Raw genomic sequence first — 15,446 nt, 5'->3', positions numbered from 1 at the left:
GCTACATCCCAACCGTTGTCAAACAGCCATCAAGTCGGCTTCCTTGGCCTCCAGAGCCTTGTCCACCTCGGCGACGAATTTATCAGTCAGCTTCTGGACTTCATCCTGAGCACGACGATCCTCGTCTTCACTGATTTCTTTTTCCTTGAGCAGGTCCTTGAGCTGAGCCAGGGCATCGCGACGGATGTTGCGCACGGAGACCCGTGCCTGTTCGGCTTCGGCACGCGCCTGCTTGGTGAAGCCCTTGCGCGTCTCTTCGGTCAGCGCCGGCATCGGCACGCGAATGGTGGTGCCCGCAGTGGCCGGATTGAGGCCCAGGTCCGAGGTCATGATCGCCTTTTCCACGGCCTGGATCATGCTCTTGTCGAACACGTTCAAGGCCAGGGTCCGCGAATCCTCGACGTTGACGTTGGCGACCTGACGCAGCGGGGTATCGCTGCCGTAGTAAGACACCATGACGCTGTCCAGGATGCTCGGGTGAGCACGCCCGGTACGGATCTTGGCAAAGGCGTGGCCCAGGGCTTCCAGGGTCTTGGTCATGCGCGCCTGCGCATCCTTCTTGATCTCGTCAATCATGCTGCTCCCTCCTCGATCAGGGTACCCTCGCCACCACCCACCACGATGTTGAGCAGGGCGCCGGGCTTGTTCATGTTGAAAACCCGCAGGGGCATGTTGTGATCACGGCAGAGACAGATAGCCGTGAGATCCATGACGCCCAGCTTGCGGTCGAGCACCTCGTCGTAGGTCAAGCGCTCGAACTTTTCGGCATTGGGATCCTTGAAGGGATCAGCCGTGTATACACCATCCACCTTGGTGGCCTTGAGCACCAGATCGGCTTCCACCTCGATCGCACGCAGGCAGGCGGCGGAATCGGTGGTGAAGAACGGATTGCCGGTACCGGCGGAGAAGATGACCACTTCGCCACCCTTCAACTGACGCAATGCCTTGCGGCGATCGTACTGGTCAGTCACGCCGACCATGGAGATGGCGGACATCACCGTGGCGGGAATGTTGGAGCGCTCCAGGGCGTCGCGCATGGCCAGGGCGTTCATCACGGTAGCCAGCATGCCCATGTGGTCGCCGGTCACCCGGTCCATGCCCACGGCGGACAGCGCCGCACCGCGGAACAGGTTGCCACCGCCGATCACCAGACCGACCTGGACACCAATGCCCACCAGCTGGCCGATTTCCAGCGACATGCGATCCAGCACCTTCGGATCGATCCCGAAGTCTTCACTTCCCATCAGGGCTTCGCCACTGAGCTTCAGCAGAATACGCTTGTAACGGGGTTGGCGACCACTCATCTGCTGTGCCATTCACTCTCTCCTGTGGCGATGAACATGTGCGGGGGATTTTGATCCTGCGATAGGAAAGCGCAACCGCAGTTGCGTTCACTCCAATCGGCAAAAAACTCCTTGGGAGGCGAGAAACTAGACCTGCCTACCAATTTGACAAAGAGGCCGCGCGCTCGAAGCGGGCGGCCTCCTGGTCAACGGCGGATGCCGAGCTTACTGCTTGCTGGCAGCCAGCTGGGCAGCCACTTCGGCAGCGAAGTCGACTTCGGCCTTCTCGATGCCTTCGCCCACTTCGTAGCGCACGAAGGAGACGATCTCGGCGCCGGCTTTCTTGGCCAGTTCACCGACCTTGACTTCCGGATCCTTGATGAAGGGCTGCTCAACCAGGCTGGCTTCGGCCAGGAACTTGTTGATACGACCCTTGACCATGTTCTCCACGATGTTTTCCGGCTTGCCGGCGATCTTGTCGGCGTTCAGCGCCAGGAAAATTTCCTTTTCCTTGGCGACAGCTTCTTCGGAAACCTGGGAGGGATTCAGGAACTGGGGGTTGCTCGCCGCGACGTGCATGGCGATTTCCTTGGCCAGTTCGGCGGTGCCACCCTGCAGGGTAACGACCACACCGATGCGGTGACCGTGCAGGTAGGCGCCAACGACATCACCTTCGACACGGGTCAGGCGACGGATGTTGACGTTCTCGCCACACTTGGCGACCAGCGCCTCACGAGCAGCTTCCTGAGCGGCGATCAGCGGAGCGGCATCGCTCATCTTCTCGGCAAAGGCCTTGTCCAGGCTGGCGGCGACGAAACCCTTGAAGTCGTCCTGCAGAGCCAGGAAATCGGTCTGGGAGTTGACTTCGATGATGACGGCAGCCTTGTGGTCATCAGCGACCTTGACCGCGATGGAGCCTTCGGCAGCCACGTTACCGGCCTTCTTGGCAGCCTTGATGGCGCCAGCGGCACGCATGTCGTCGATGGCTTTCTCGATGTCGCCACCGGCAGCGGCCAGGGCCTTCTTGCAATCCATCATGCCTTGGCCGGTGCGCTCGCGCAGTTCTTTGACCAGGGCTGCAGTGATTTCTGCCATGTTTGAAATCCTCTTGAATCGGTTTCGAGGTCACTCCGCACGCAGGCGGAGCCAATGAAACGCCAGTAGGCAAAAAGGGGGCTAGGCCCCCTTCTCGCACGTCGAACCGCTCGACCCTAGGGTCGAAATGCTCAGCCCTCGACGGCTTCGGCAGCGGGTTCTTCGACGAATTGCTCGTTGGCACCGCCGTTGCTGCCGCCACGGATCACGGCATCGGCAACGCTGCTCAGGTACAGAGTAACGGCGCGGAAGGCGTCATCGTTGCCGGGGATGATGTAGTCAACACCTTCCGGGCTGCTGTTGGTATCGACGACGCCGATGACCGGGATGCCCAGCTTGTTGGCTTCGGTGATGGCGATGCGCTCGTGGTCAACGTCGACCACGAACAGGGCATCCGGCAGACCGCCCATGTCCTTGATACCACCCAGGCTGCGCTCGAGCTTTTCGAGGTCGCGGGTACGCATCAGGGCTTCTTTCTTGGTCAGCTTGTCGAAAGTACCGTCCTGGGACTGGACTTCCAGATCACGCAGACGCTTGATCGAGGCACGGATGGTCTTGTAGTTGGTCAGCATGCCGCCCAACCAGCGATGATCGACGAAGGGCTGACCGCAACGCGCGGCTTCTTCGCGAACGATCTTGCCGGCGGCGCGCTTGGTGCCGACGAACAGGATCTTGTTCTTGCCGGACGCCAGGCGCTCAACGAAGGTTAGGGCCTCGTTGAACATCGGCAGGGTTTTTTCGAGGTTGATGATGTGGATCTTGTTGCGCGCACCGAAGATGTATTTGCCCATCTTCGGGTTCCAGTAACGGGTTTGGTGGCCGAAATGCACGCCGGCTTTCAGCATGTCACGCATGGAGACTTGAGACATTTAGATGTTCCTCGTAGTCGGGTTGGGCCTCCACGCATCCCAATGACCAACTTCCCTTGGGAAGCACCCAGGTCATCGTGTCGATGCGTGTGTGGGGTTAGGAGCGCTAAAGGGCAGAGCCCCGAAAAAGCGCGCGACTTTATATCACGCCTTATCGGATACCACCAGCGGCGATTGGTGGACACCGGAGATCCGGGGTGCCGCCGGTGGCCACAGCAAGGGCACCAGCTCTGATAGAATAACGGATCGAAAGCTAACACCCGGCGTGATACCTAGAGATTTCCGATGACCGTCATCCTCAAGACCCCTGAAGACATCGCCAAGATGCGCGTCGCCGGCCAATTGGCCGCCGAGGTGCTCGAAATGCTGGACGAACACGTGCGTCCCGGCATCACTACCGAAGAACTGGATCGACTGGCCCACGACTATATCGTCAACGTGCAGCAGGCCATTCCCGCCCCGCTGAACTACAAGGGCTACCCCAAATCCATCTGCACCTCGCTGAACCACGTGGTCTGCCATGGCATTCCCAATGACAAGCCACTCAAGAGCGGCGACATCATGAACGTGGACATTACCGTGATCAAAGATGGCTATCACGGGGATACCAGCAAGATGTACCTGGTAGGTGACGTTCCCGAGTGGGCCGACCGCCTCTGCCAGGTCACCCAGGAGTGTCTCTACAAGGGCATCGAGCTCGTCCGTCCCGGCGCTCGTCTGGGCGACATCGGCGAGGTCATCCAGAAATATGCCGAGAAGAACGGCTTCTCGGTGGTCCGCGAATACTGCGGTCACGGCATCGGCAAGGGTTTCCACGAGGAGCCGCAGGTGGTGCATTACGGCCGCGCCGGCACTGGCCTCGAGCTGCAGGCCGGGATGATCTTCACCATCGAGCCGATGATCAATCAGGGCCGCTACGAGACCCGCCTGCTGGGCGATGGCTGGACCGCCATCACCAAGGACCGCAAGCTGTCCGCGCAGTGGGAACACACGGTGCTGGTCACCGAAGAGGGTTACGAGATCCTGACCCTGAGAAAGGACGAAACCTTTCCCCGCGTTTCTGCGTGAGTGAGCACCCATGCCCCAGGTCGATTCGGAGTTGTTCGACGCCGGCCAGTTCCAGGCTGAGCTTTCGCTGAAAGCCAGCCCTCTCGCGGCCTTCAAGAAATTCATCCGTGCCGCAAACGCCACCCTGGATGCTCGTTTCCTGGCCGGACGCAGCGTGCGTCGCCTGGTCGAGGATCGCGCCTGGTTCATCGATCAGTTACTCACGGCGGCCTGGAATCGCTTCAGTTGGCCGTCTGACGGCATCGCCCTGCTCGCCGTAGGCGGCTATGGCCGCGGCGAACTGCATCCACACTCGGATATCGACCTGCTCATCCTGCTCGCCGAAGAAGAGCAGGAGCGCTTCCGCGCATCCATCGAAGGCTTCCTGACCCTGCTATGGGACGTGGGCCTGGCCGTGGGGCAAAGCGTCCGGTCCCTGCGCGAATGCACCACCGAGGCCCTGGCCGACCTGACGGTGATCACCAACCTGATGGAAAGCCGCACCCTCGCCGGCCCCGAGCACCTGCGCCAGGCGATGCTGGCGGCGACAGGCGTCGAGCATCTCTGGCCCGGACGCGCCTTCTACCTAGCCAAGCGTGCCGAACAGAGCGCGCGGCACGCGAAGTACAACGACACCGAATACAACCTGGAACCCAATGTGAAGGGTTCACCGGGTGGTCTGCGCGATATCCAGACACTGCTGTGGATCGCCCGGCGCCAGTTCGGCACCCTCAATCTACAGGCGCTGGTAGGCCAGGGCTTTCTGACCGAAAGCGAATGCGGCCTGCTGACCTCGGCACAGGAGTACCTGTGGAAGGTCCGCTATGCCCTGCACATGCTCGCCGGTCGCGCCGAGGACCGCCTGCTGTTCGACCACCAGCGGCGCATCGCCAATCTGCTCGGTTACGAGGACAACGACGCCAAGCTCGCGGTAGAACGCTTCATGCAGAAGTACTACCGGGTGGTGATGGACGTCTCCCAGCTCAGCGACGTGGTGATGCAGCACTTCGAGGAAGTGAATCTACGCGACGAGCAGGTGCCTGCCGCGGTCACCCCGCTCAACAACAGGTTCCAGATCCGTAACGGCTATCTCGAGGTGGTGCATCCCCAGGTCTTCCTGCGCACCCCTTTCGCCCTGATGGAGCTGTTCGTCCTGCTGGCGCAGAACCCTGCGATCAAGGGACCGAGCGCCGGTACCATCCGCCTGCTACGCGACAGCCGTCACCTGATCGATGACGCCTTCCGCCAGGACATTCGCAACACCAGCCTGTTCATCGAGCTGCTCAAGAGCGAATCCGGCATCCACCGCAATCTGCGGCGCATGAATCGTTATGGCCTGCTGGGGCTCTACCTGCCCGAATTCGGCCAGATCGTCGGGCAGATGCAGCACGACCTCTTCCACATCTATACGGTCGACGCCCACACCCTCAATCTCATCAAGCATCTGCGCAAGATGAGCTACGACGTCCTCGCCGAGAAGTATCCGCTGGCGACGCGGGTGATCCACAAGCTGCCCAAGCCGGAGCTGATCTATGTCGCCGGCCTCTACCACGACATCGCCAAGGGTCGTGGTGGCGATCACTCGGAGCTGGGCGCGGAAGACGTGGAAGCTTTCGGTCGCCGCCACCAGTTGCCGGAGTGGGACACCCGCCTGGTCAGCTGGCTGGTACGCAACCACTTGGTGATGTCCACCACCGCCCAGCGCAAGGATCTCTCCGATCCCCAAGTCATCCACGACTTCGCCCTGACCGTTGGCGACCACACCCACCTGGACTATCTGTATGTCCTGACCGTGGCCGACATCACCGCGACCAATCCGTCGCTATGGAACTCCTGGCGCGCCACCCTGCTTCGCCAGCTATACACCGAGACCAAGCGTGCCCTGCGTCGGGGCCTGGAGAATCCGGTCAACCGCGAGGAGCAGATCCGCAGTACCCAGCAATCGGCGCTGGACACCCTGATGCGCCGCGGCATCGATGCCGATGACGCCGAGCAGCTCTGGTCGCAGCTGGGTGATACCTATTTCCTGCGCCACACCGCACTGGACGTCGCCTGGCACACCGAGGCCATCCTCGGCCATGGCGATACCGCCGAGCCTTTGGTGCTGATCCGCGAGACCACCCAACGTGACTCCGAGGGCGGCACCCAGATCTTCATCTATGCCGCGGACCAGCACGACTTCTTCGCGGTTACCGTGGCGGTGATGGACCAGCTCAACCTGAACATTCAGGACGCACGCATCATCACCTCCAGCAGCCAGTTCACCCTGGACACCTACATCGTGCTGGATACCGATGGCGGCTCGATTGGCAACAATCCCGCGCGTATCGCCCAGATCCGCGCCGGCCTGATCGAGGCGCTCAAGCATCCGGAAGAATACCCGAGCATCATCAATCGGCGCGTGACCCGCCAGCTCAAGCATTTCGCCTTCTCGCCCCAGGTGAACATCTATACCGACACGACGCGCTCGGCGAGTCTCATCGAACTGACGGCGCCCGACCGACCCGGTCTGCTGGCGCGGGTGGGACGGATCTTCCTCGATTTCGACCTGTCCGTGCTCAACGCCAAGATCGCCACCCTCGGCGAACGCGTGGAAGACGTCTTCTACGTGACCGACGCCGACGGTCGCCCGCTCTCGGACCCCAGACTCTGCGCCGCGCTGCAGCAAGCCCTGATCAAGCAGCTGGGCGAGCGGGACAGCCAGACGCCACTCAGTCGCATCAGCATCTAGTCTCGAACGAAGGACCACCCGACGATGAATCCCACCCTCGACCTGCTGCAGCCCTATCCGTTCGAGAAACTGCGTGCCCTGCTCGCCACCGTCACCCCGCCGGCTTCGATCAGGCCCATCCCGCTGTCGATCGGCGAGCCCAAGCACCCGGCACCGGCCTTCGTCGCCGAGGCGCTGACTGCGAATCTGGATCAGCTGGCGGTCTATCCCACCACACTGGGAATCGCCGACCTGCGTGAGGCCATCGCCGACTGGGCCGGCCGGCGCTTCGCCGTGCCAGCGGGCTGGCTGGATCCGGCTCGCCACGTGCTGCCAGTCACTGGTACCCGGGAAGCCCTGTTCTCCTTTACCCAGGCAGTGGTGGATCGCAGCAAGCACGGTCTGGTGCTGAGCCCCAATCCCTTCTATCAGATCTACGAAGGGGCGGCCCTGCTGGCCGGCGCCGAGCCGCATTATCTGCCCTGCCTGGCGGACAACGGCTTCAACCCCGATTTCGATAGCGTTCCGGATACGGTCTGGCAGCGGTGCCAGCTGCTCTTCCTCTGCTCCCCGGGTAATCCCACGGGCGCCCTGCTGCCCCTGGAAACGCTGAAGAAGCTCATCGAACTCGCCGACCGCCACGATTTCGTGATCGCCGCCGACGAATGCTACAGCGAACTCTACTTCGATGAAGCCAGCCCGCCGCCCGGCCTGCTGACCGCCTGCGCCGAACTGGGTCGCAGCGACTTCGCCCGCTGCGTGGTCTTCCACAGCCTGTCCAAGCGTTCCAACCTGCCGGGCATGAGATCCGGCTTCGTCGCCGGCGATGCCACCATCCTCAAGCGCTTCCTGCTCTATCGCACCTATCACGGCTGCGCCATGCCGGTGCAGGTGCAGAAGGCCAGTGCCGTAGCCTGGCGCGACGAAGCCCATGTCCGTGAGAACCGCACGCTCTACCGGCAGAAATTCGCCGCCGTACTGGACATTCTGCAGGGCAGTCTGGACGTCTCCCTGCCGGACGGCGGCTTCTATCTCTGGGCCAAGACCCCCGGCGATGACGAAGCCTTCGCCCGCGACCTCTTCGCTCGCGAGCACGTGACGGTCGTACCGGGCTCCTACCTCTCGCGCGAGGTGGAGGGCACCAACCCAGGTGCCGGACGGGTACGCATGGCGCTGGTCGCCCCCCTGGCCGAGTGTGTGGAAGCTGCGGAGCGCATCCGCCGCTTCTGCAAGGGCTAGCGGTTGCCCTGATCGCGCATCAGCGCGGTCTCCTGGATGTCCAGTTCGCGCAGGAATTCGCTGACCACCAGGTCATCGATCACGCCGGCGATGCGCAGCCGATAGAGTTCGCGACGCTGGGCGCGGATGGCGAGCAGACGCAGCTCGCCATCCAGGGTGTCCCGCAGACGCGCCAAGGAACGGGCGTCCTCGCTGTCATCGGCGGAACTCAACTCGTCGCGAAACTCGGCAATGATGCCGGCCTTGATCTCCGCCTGCAGCGCTGCCCGGGCTGGTTCGTCCGCATCGTCTGACTCCACGTCCTCCAAGGCCCCGATGGCCGCCCGGGCGGCATTGATCCGCACCTCGCAGCGTTCACGCTCCAGCAGGTCGTTGGACTGCTCCGGCAAACGCGCCAGGAGCAGCGGAATGCCGACGCTCGCCACCACCAGTGACAGCAGGATCACGCCGGCGGCGATGAATACCAGGACATCACGCAGGGGAAAAGGCGTGCCATCCGACAGCATCAGCGGCAGCGACAGCACACCCGCCAGGGTCACGGCGCCGCGTACCCCGCTGAGGGAAGCGATGGCGGCGATGCAGCGGGGATCGCCAGCGATGGTGATAGGGCCGCTGCCGGGCTGGGTCAGGTGCCAATAGCCCAGGATGACCCCGAAGCGAATGGCCATGATCACCAGATAGGCCCCCACCACGTAGAGCGTCAGCCAGCCCGCGGCCGGCCAGAGCGCCTGGGAAGCTGGCAGCGCGGCCGCCAGGATGTCAGGCAGCTGCAGGCCAAGGATGAGAAATACCAGGCCGTTGAAAGCGAACTCCACCAGCCCCCAGACGCTGTGATTGAGCAGCCGGGTGGCGGTCTGCCGAGGCAGCATGTCGACCCGGCTCTGCATCATCCCGGCGGCCACCGCCGAGAGGATGCCCGAGACGCCCAGTCGCTCCGCCAGCACATAGGCGGCGAAAGGCAGCAACAGCATGAAGACGACATGGGGTGCGGCATCGCTCCAGCCTCGCCGGATCACCATCCAGGCCCGGGCACGACCGACAAGCCAGCTCAACACCCCGCCAACCAGCGCCCCACCCACGGCGACGATGACGAAATCCAGGCTGGCCTGGCTGAGCGAAAAGGCGCCGGTCAGGGCTGCCGCCACGGCAAACTTGAAGGTCACCAGGCCCGAGGCATCGTTGAGCAGGGCCTCGCCCTGGATCACATGCAGCAGCGCACTGGGCAGCCGTCCGCGGACGATGCTGGAAACGGCCACGGCATCGGTTGGTGACAACACAGCAGCCAGGGCGAAGGCCACTGCCCAGGGCAGCTTGAGCATCCAGTGCAGGAACCAGCCGGCGCCCAGCACCGTGAGGAACACCAGGCCGAAGGCCAGTACGAAGATGGGGCGCCGCAGCACCAGAATTCGCGCTTGGGCATGCGCCAGCCATCGGAGAACAGCAGCGCCGGTATGAACAGCAACAGAAAGAGTTCGGGATCCAGGGCGACATGCAACCCCAGCGTGGGCCAGGCGAGCAAGGCGCCCACCACCACCTGGATCAGTGGCAGCGGAATGGGAATGAGGTGGGCGCTGAGACGGGTGGCGCCCACCATCAGCAAGAGGATCAGAGCGGTATAGAGAATCTGCACAGTGGTCTCGTGGTCGGGGCACTGGTCGCGGTACCAGATACAGAAGATGCGTCCCGCGAGGCTGGGGACACGTCGACCTCAGGTTGTTGGGACTGATGTCGAAGTATTTGGTTTACCCAAACTTTACCCCGGGCTGCCTAGGCGAGCGGCCATCGTTGCGGTCTGATAGAGATGCCCGGTTTCATCACCCCGGGTCGCAGGAGAATCATCATGCTACGTCGCATCACTCAAGCTGTGGTGCTTGCCGGTTGCCTCGCCATCGCCGGTCAGGCGTCCGCCCACGGTCGTGGTCCCGGCCCGGCCTTTCTTGGTGCAGTGGTTGGCGCCGTGGTTGGCGGAGCCATCGTCTCCCACTCCTATGCCCGCGAGCCGGTCTACATCGAGGGGCCACCGCCGCCGCCACCGCCGCGCGTGGTCTACTACGAGCCGGCACCGGTCTACGAGTATCGCGTGGTTGAGCCGCGCCCCGTGTACTACGGCCCGCCACCTGGCGCCTACTACTATGGCCCGCCCCCACGCTGGTAAAGGCCCATGAAAAACCCGCCGAAAGGCGGGTTTTTTCTATCGCTGCAGGCCTTAGATCACCTGGCGTCGCCGCAGGACGTCGAGGATCTGCTGGACCCCCTCCTCCACCGACAGCTGTTCGGTATCCAGTACCAGATCGGCGTCTTCGGGCGCATCGTAGGCAAAGGAGATGCCCGGGATATTGTCGCCACCGGCGGTGTAGAGTCCCTGGGGATCCCGCTCGGCGCAAGCCGCTGGCGAAGCCTTGACGTGTACCGTCAGCAGGCGCTCGGCACCGATCAGTGCCTGGGCCTGGGCCCGACCCTCGGCATCCGGCGCGACGAACGCAGCCAGGGCGATCAGGCCCGCCTCGTTGAACTGACGGGCCACCTGGGCGGCGCGCAACCAGTTCTCGCGACGACCCGCGCGATCCTGCGGCAGGCCCTTGTTCAGGTCGTGGCGCAGATTCTGGCCATCCAGCACGAAGACCGCGCGACCGGCGTCGAACAGGCGCCGCTCCAGGGCATAGGCCAGGGTGGTCTTGCCGGCACCGGAAAGGCCAGTGAAGAGCACCGTGGTGGGCTGCTGACCGAAACGGGCAGCCCGCTCGCTGGTGGCGACGTGCAGCTGATGCGCGCTCTGGCCATGGCCAGCGCTACCTACCGGGTCGGCGATGATCATGCCGGCACCTACGGTGCCATTGGTCAGGCGATCGATGACGATGAAGGCGCCGGTGGTGCGGTTGACGCCATAGCCGTCCAGGGCGATGGGGGAATCCAGGGCCACCTTGACCCGGGCGATCTCGTTGAGCTTGAGCTCGCTGGTGGCGCCGCGTTCCAGGGTATTGACGTCCACCGTGTGCACGATGCTCGGCAGCGAACCCGGCACATAGCTAGTGGCGCGCTTGATGTCGTACTTCTTGCCCGGGCGCATGGGCTCTTCGGCCATCCACACCAGCATGGCCTCGAAGCTGTCGGTCACCTGGGGACGGTTGTCGGCATGCACCAGGACGTCGCCCCGGGAGATGTCGATCTCGTCTTCCATGGTCAGGGTCACCGCCTGGCCCGGACCGGCCTGCTCCAGCTCGCCTTCGTAGGTGACGATGGACTTGACCCGACTGCCCTTGCCCGACGGCAGGACCACCACGGCATCGCCCTTGGTGACGACACCCGATGCCAGGGTCCCGGCGAAGCCACGGAAGTTGAGGTTGGGCCGATTGACGTACTGCACCGGAAAGCGCAGGTCGTCGAGATTGCGATCCGCGGCGATCTCCACGGTCTCGAGGATTTCCATCAGCGACTTGCCGCTGTACCAGGGCGTCTGCTCGCTGCGATTCACCACGTTGTCGCCCTTGAGCGCCGACATGGGGACGAAGTGGATGTCCTTGGCGCCCAGCTCGATGCGCTGGGCGAAGGCCAGGTAGTCGTCCTTGATGCGTTCGAACACCGCCTGGTCGAAGCCCAGCAGGTCCATCTTGTTGATGGCGACCACGATGTGCTTGATGCCCAGCAGCGAAGCGATGTAGCTGTGCCGGCGCGTCTGGGTCTGGATGCCGTGACGGGCATCGACCAGGATGATCGCCAGGTCGCAGGTGGAGGCCCCGGTGGCCATGTTGCGGGTGTACTGCTCATGGCCGGGGGTGTCGGCGATGATGAACTTGCGCTTGGCCGTGGAGAAGTAGCGATAGGCCACGTCGATGGTGATGCCCTGCTCGCGCTCGGCCTGCAGACCGTCCACCAGCAGCGCCAGGTCGACCTCCTCGCCGGTGGTGCCCACCTTCTTGGAGTCGCGGGTTATGGCTTCCAGGTGATCCTCGTAGATCATCTTGGAGTCGTGCAGCAGGCGCCCGATCAGGGTGCTCTTGCCGTCGTCGACGTTGCCGCAGGTGAGGAAGCGCAGCAGCTCCTTGCGTTCGTGCTGCGCGAGGTAGGCCAGGATGTCCTGGCCGATCAGATCGGATTGGTGCGACATCTTAGAAATACCCCTGACGTTTCTTCTCTTCCATGGATCCGGCGCCATCGTGGTCGATGACCCGGCCCTGGCGTTCGGAGGTGCGGGTGAGCAGCATCTCCTGGATGATGTCCGTCAGCGTCGTCGCCTGGGACTCCACCGCGCCGGTCAGGGGGTAGCAGCCGAGGGTACGGAAGCGCACCTGGCGCTTGTGGATACGCGCCTTTTCCTCGGGCGAGAGGTGCTCGAGGATACGGTCGTCGTCGATCATGAGCAGGGTGCCGTTCTTCTCGATCACCTCGCGCTCGGCAGCGAAGTACAGCGGCACGATCGGGATGCCTTCGAGATAGATGTATTGCCAGATGTCCAGCTCGGTCCAGTTGGACAGCGGGAAGACCCGGATCGACTCGCCCTTGTTGGTCTTGCCGTTGTAGATGTTCCACAGTTCGGGACGCTGGTTCTTGGGATCCCAGCGGTGCTTGCTGTCGCGGAAGGAGTAGACGCGCTCCTTGGCGCGGGACTTCTCTTCATCACGGCGGGCCCCGCCGAAGGCTGCGTCGAAGCCGTACTTGTCCAGCGCCTGCTTGAGGCCCTGGGTCTTCATGATGTCGGTGTGCTTGGCGCTGCCATGGGTGAAGGGGTTGATGCCTTGGGCGATCCCCTCCGGATTCTTGTGCACCAACAGATCGAGCCCCATGTCCTCAACCATGCGATCGCGGAATTCGTACATGGCCTGGAATTTCCAGCCGGTGTCCACGTGGAGTACCGGGAACGGCAGCTTGCCGGGAAAGAAGGCCTTGCGGGCCAGGTGCAGCATCACGGCCGAATCCTTGCCGATGGAATACAGCATGACCGGATTGTCGAACTCGGCGGCCACTTCACGGATGATGTGGATGCTTTCCGCCTCAAGCTGTTTGAGGTGCGTCTGTTTGTCGAGCATGGCTACTCACGATTGCAGAAAGGTGGCCTAGGAGATGTCCGTTGCGGCATCCAGTCGACTGGACACACCGGACAGAGCGGGCCGTGGACGAACCTCAACCTTATCATAGGCAATGGTTATGTCCCGACAGCCCTTCTAGAACTAGAAGCTATATGCTTATGACGCTCAGGCCGGGTTGTCGCAGTCGATGAATAGATGCTGCACGCCCAGTTGAGTGGCCAGATAGTCGCCCAGCGCCTGTACCCCATAGCGCTCGGTAGCATGGTGGCCGGCAGCGAAGAAACTGACCCCGTTTTCGCGGGCACTGTGCACCGTCTGCTCGGATACCTCACCGGTCAGGTAGGCGTCCACGCCCGCCGCGATGGCCTGATCGATATAGCCCTGGGCGCCTCCGGTGCACCAGGCCAGGCGCCGGATCGATCGTCCGCCATCGACCACCAGCGGCTGGCGCTGCAGGGTATCCGCTACCCGCCGACCAAAATCCGTCGCGGACAACGGCTCGGCCAGCTCGCCCTCCCAGATCAGCCCCCTGGCATCGCCCGGCAGCGGACGAATGTTCTGCACGCCAAGGCGGCGTCCCAGCTGAACGTTGTTGCCCACTTCGGGATGGACGTCCAGCGGCAGGTGATAGGCTAGCAGGCTGATGTCGTGGCTCAGCAAGGTCTTGATCCGGCGGTGCTTCATGCCGATGAGACGGGCATCCTCATTTTTCCAGAAGTAGCCGTGGTGCACGAGGATGGCATCGGCACCGGCCGCTACAGCGGCATCCAGCAACTGCTGGGAGGCCGTGACGCCACTGACCAGCAGGCGAAGCTGCCCACGGCCCTGGACCTGCAGACCATTGGGGCAATAATCCTGGATACGGGCCGTCTCCAGGTAACGGTCGGCGGTTTCTACCAGTAGATCAAGGGACAGGGTCACGGACGGCTTACCTCCTCTGTGGCGGCGCCCCGGCATGTCATCGAGCGGCGCCGCTCCTTATAATGCCGCCAGCTTATCCGCCGCACTCCGGGCGGACAAATTCAAGGATGTGATCGATGTACAAGGCTTTGCGTTATCTCGGCTGGCCCGTGCTGTGCGGTCTGCTCGTTGCAGCCCTGATCATGCAGCACTATCCCCAGTGGCTCGGGCTACCGGTCCAGCCGCCGCTGTTCGAGGCCGCCCAGGCGCCCTCGCCTGGGCGCCAGCAGGGGCCGGTCTCCTACGCCGATGCGGCGAGTCGGGCAGCACCGGCGGTGGTGTCGCTGCGCTCGACCAAGGCAGCCAAGCCGGGCAAGGCCGGCGACACGGCCAACGACCGCAAGAGCCCGGCCAAGCCGGTGGAAGAGCTGAGCCTCGGCTCGGCGGTGCTGATGAGTCATGATGGCTACCTGCTGACCAACAACCATGTGACGCTCGATGCCGAATCCATCGTGGTCGCGCTCGCCGACGGTCGCCAGACTCTGGCCAAGCTGATCGGCAACGATCCGGCCACCGACCTCGCCGTGCTCAAGATCGACCTGCCCAATCTGCCAGCCATCTCGGTAGGCGATTCGACCGCCATCCGCATCGGCGACGTGGTGCTGGCCATCGGCAACCCCTTCGGCGTCGGCCAGACCGTGACCATGGGCATCATCAGCGCCACCGGCCGCAATCAGCTGGGTCTCAACACCTACGAGGACTTCATCCAGACCGATGCGGCGATCAACCTGGGCAATTCAGGCGGGGCGCTGGTGGATGCCAATGGCAACCTGATCGGCATCAACACCGCCATCCTCTCCGGCGGCTCCCAGGGCATCGGCTTCGCCATCCCGATCAAGCTGGCCATGGAGGTCATGCGGTCGATCATCCAGCATGGTCAGGTCATCCGGGGCTGGCTGGGCGTGGCGGTGGAGGTGATCACCCCGGAACTGATCAAGACCTACGGCCTCAAGGTCGACCAGGGCATCGTGGTGACGGACATCGATCCCGATGGGCCGGCGCACAAGGCCGGTCTGCGCGCTGGCGACGTGCTGGTCAAGCTGGCTGGGCAGCCGATCAAGGATGGTCGACTGGCGATGAATCAGATCGCCCGCAAGCAGCCGGGCGACAGCATACCCATCGAGGTGCGGCGGCAGGACAAGACCCTGCAACTCAAGGTCACTGTCGGTCTGCGTCCCCTGATGGAGAAGGCGCGCTAGCCGCCCGCGGCGCTCAGAGC

General features: G+C 63.3%; 12 protein-coding genes and 1 pseudogene. 5 read left to right on the top strand and 8 right to left on the bottom strand.

The genetic code is table 11. From position 1 onward, the window contains the following. Positions 1 to 18: 18 nt before the first annotated feature. From frr to rpsB, 4 genes are all read right to left on the bottom strand, one after another. Entirely contained in the window at positions 19 to 576 is a 558-nt protein-coding gene (gene frr / locus ACUCV0_RS01310; protein ID WP_059314046.1) for a ribosome recycling factor, read from the bottom strand. Continuing rightward, positions 573 to 1,316, bottom strand: a complete 744-nt coding sequence (gene pyrH / locus ACUCV0_RS01305; RefSeq protein ID WP_059314045.1) for a UMP kinase — start codon at positions 1,314 to 1,316, stop codon at positions 573 to 575. Before pyrH ends, frr begins: the two co-directional genes overlap by 4 nt. A 192-nt stretch (positions 1,317 to 1,508) precedes the next feature. Beyond that, on the bottom strand, positions 1,509 to 2,378 hold the full coding sequence (tsf, locus tag ACUCV0_RS01300; protein WP_007159493.1) for a translation elongation factor Ts: 870 nt from the start codon (positions 2,376 to 2,378) through the stop codon (positions 1,509 to 1,511). Between the two features lie 131 nt (positions 2,379 to 2,509). Further along, positions 2,510 to 3,247 carry a 30S ribosomal protein S2 gene (gene rpsB, locus ACUCV0_RS01295; RefSeq protein ID WP_133859821.1) on the bottom strand — a complete coding sequence of 246 codons (738 nt, stop codon included), beginning with the start codon at positions 3,245 to 3,247 and terminating at the stop codon, positions 2,510 to 2,512. A gap of 285 nt (positions 3,248 to 3,532) precedes the next feature. Between rpsB and map the strand changes: the two genes are divergently transcribed. From map to dapC, 3 genes are read left to right on the top strand one after another with little or no spacing between them, the layout of a single operon-like run. Beyond that, entirely contained in the window at positions 3,533 to 4,315 is a 783-nt protein-coding gene (map, locus tag ACUCV0_RS01290; RefSeq protein ID WP_482211814.1) for a type I methionyl aminopeptidase, read from the top strand. 10 nt (positions 4,316 to 4,325) lie between these two features. Then, positions 4,326 to 7,025, top strand: a complete 2,700-nt coding sequence (locus ACUCV0_RS01285) for a [protein-PII] uridylyltransferase (RefSeq protein ID WP_482211813.1) — start codon at positions 4,326 to 4,328, stop codon at positions 7,023 to 7,025. A gap of 24 nt (positions 7,026 to 7,049) precedes the next feature. After that, a complete protein-coding gene (gene dapC, locus ACUCV0_RS01280; protein WP_482211812.1) occupies positions 7,050 to 8,243 on the top strand; it encodes a succinyldiaminopimelate transaminase in 1,194 nt (397 codons plus the stop codon). On the opposite strand, the pseudogene ACUCV0_RS01275 reads toward dapC, so the two are convergent. Continuing rightward, a pseudogene (locus ACUCV0_RS01275) lies at positions 8,240 to 9,873 on the bottom strand (Na+/H+ antiporter). The gene dapC and the pseudogene ACUCV0_RS01275 sit on opposite strands and share 4 nt — an antisense overlap. A gap of 210 nt (positions 9,874 to 10,083) precedes the next feature. Between ACUCV0_RS01275 and ACUCV0_RS01270 the strand changes: the two are divergent. After that, complete coding sequence (locus ACUCV0_RS01270) at positions 10,084 to 10,398, top strand: hypothetical protein (RefSeq protein ID WP_059314039.1); 315 nt, start codon at positions 10,084 to 10,086, stop codon at positions 10,396 to 10,398. A gap of 51 nt (positions 10,399 to 10,449) precedes the next feature. On the opposite strand, the gene cysN is transcribed toward ACUCV0_RS01270, so the two are convergent. The 3 genes from cysN to ACUCV0_RS01255 all read right to left on the bottom strand — a co-directional run bounded on the left by cysN (position 10,450) and on the right by ACUCV0_RS01255 (position 14,224). Then, entirely contained in the window at positions 10,450 to 12,348 is a 1,899-nt protein-coding gene (gene cysN / locus ACUCV0_RS01265; RefSeq protein ID WP_059314038.1) for a sulfate adenylyltransferase subunit CysN, read from the bottom strand. Between the two features lies 1 nt (position 12,349). Beyond that, on the bottom strand, positions 12,350 to 13,267 hold the full coding sequence (cysD, locus tag ACUCV0_RS01260; RefSeq protein WP_313647864.1) for a sulfate adenylyltransferase subunit CysD: 918 nt from the start codon (positions 13,265 to 13,267) through the stop codon (positions 12,350 to 12,352). A 165-nt stretch (positions 13,268 to 13,432) separates the two neighbouring features. Beyond that, the gene (locus ACUCV0_RS01255; protein WP_323148218.1) at positions 13,433 to 14,224 is read right to left on the bottom strand and encodes a Nif3-like dinuclear metal center hexameric protein; all 792 of its coding nucleotides are present in this window, start codon (positions 14,222 to 14,224) and stop codon (positions 13,433 to 13,435) included. A gap of 80 nt (positions 14,225 to 14,304) precedes the next feature. Here ACUCV0_RS01255 and ACUCV0_RS01250 point away from each other — a divergent pair, with 80 nt between their 5' ends. Further along, positions 14,305 to 15,426, top strand: a complete 1,122-nt coding sequence (locus ACUCV0_RS01250) for a S1C family serine protease (protein ID WP_482211811.1) — start codon at positions 14,305 to 14,307, stop codon at positions 15,424 to 15,426. Positions 15,427 to 15,446: the final 20 nt, after the last annotated feature.

Source organism: Pseudomonas sp. VMV1 (assembly GCF_056790235.1).
Note: the sequence above shows the minus strand (reverse complement) of the source record. Positions and strands in the feature narration are given on the sequence as shown.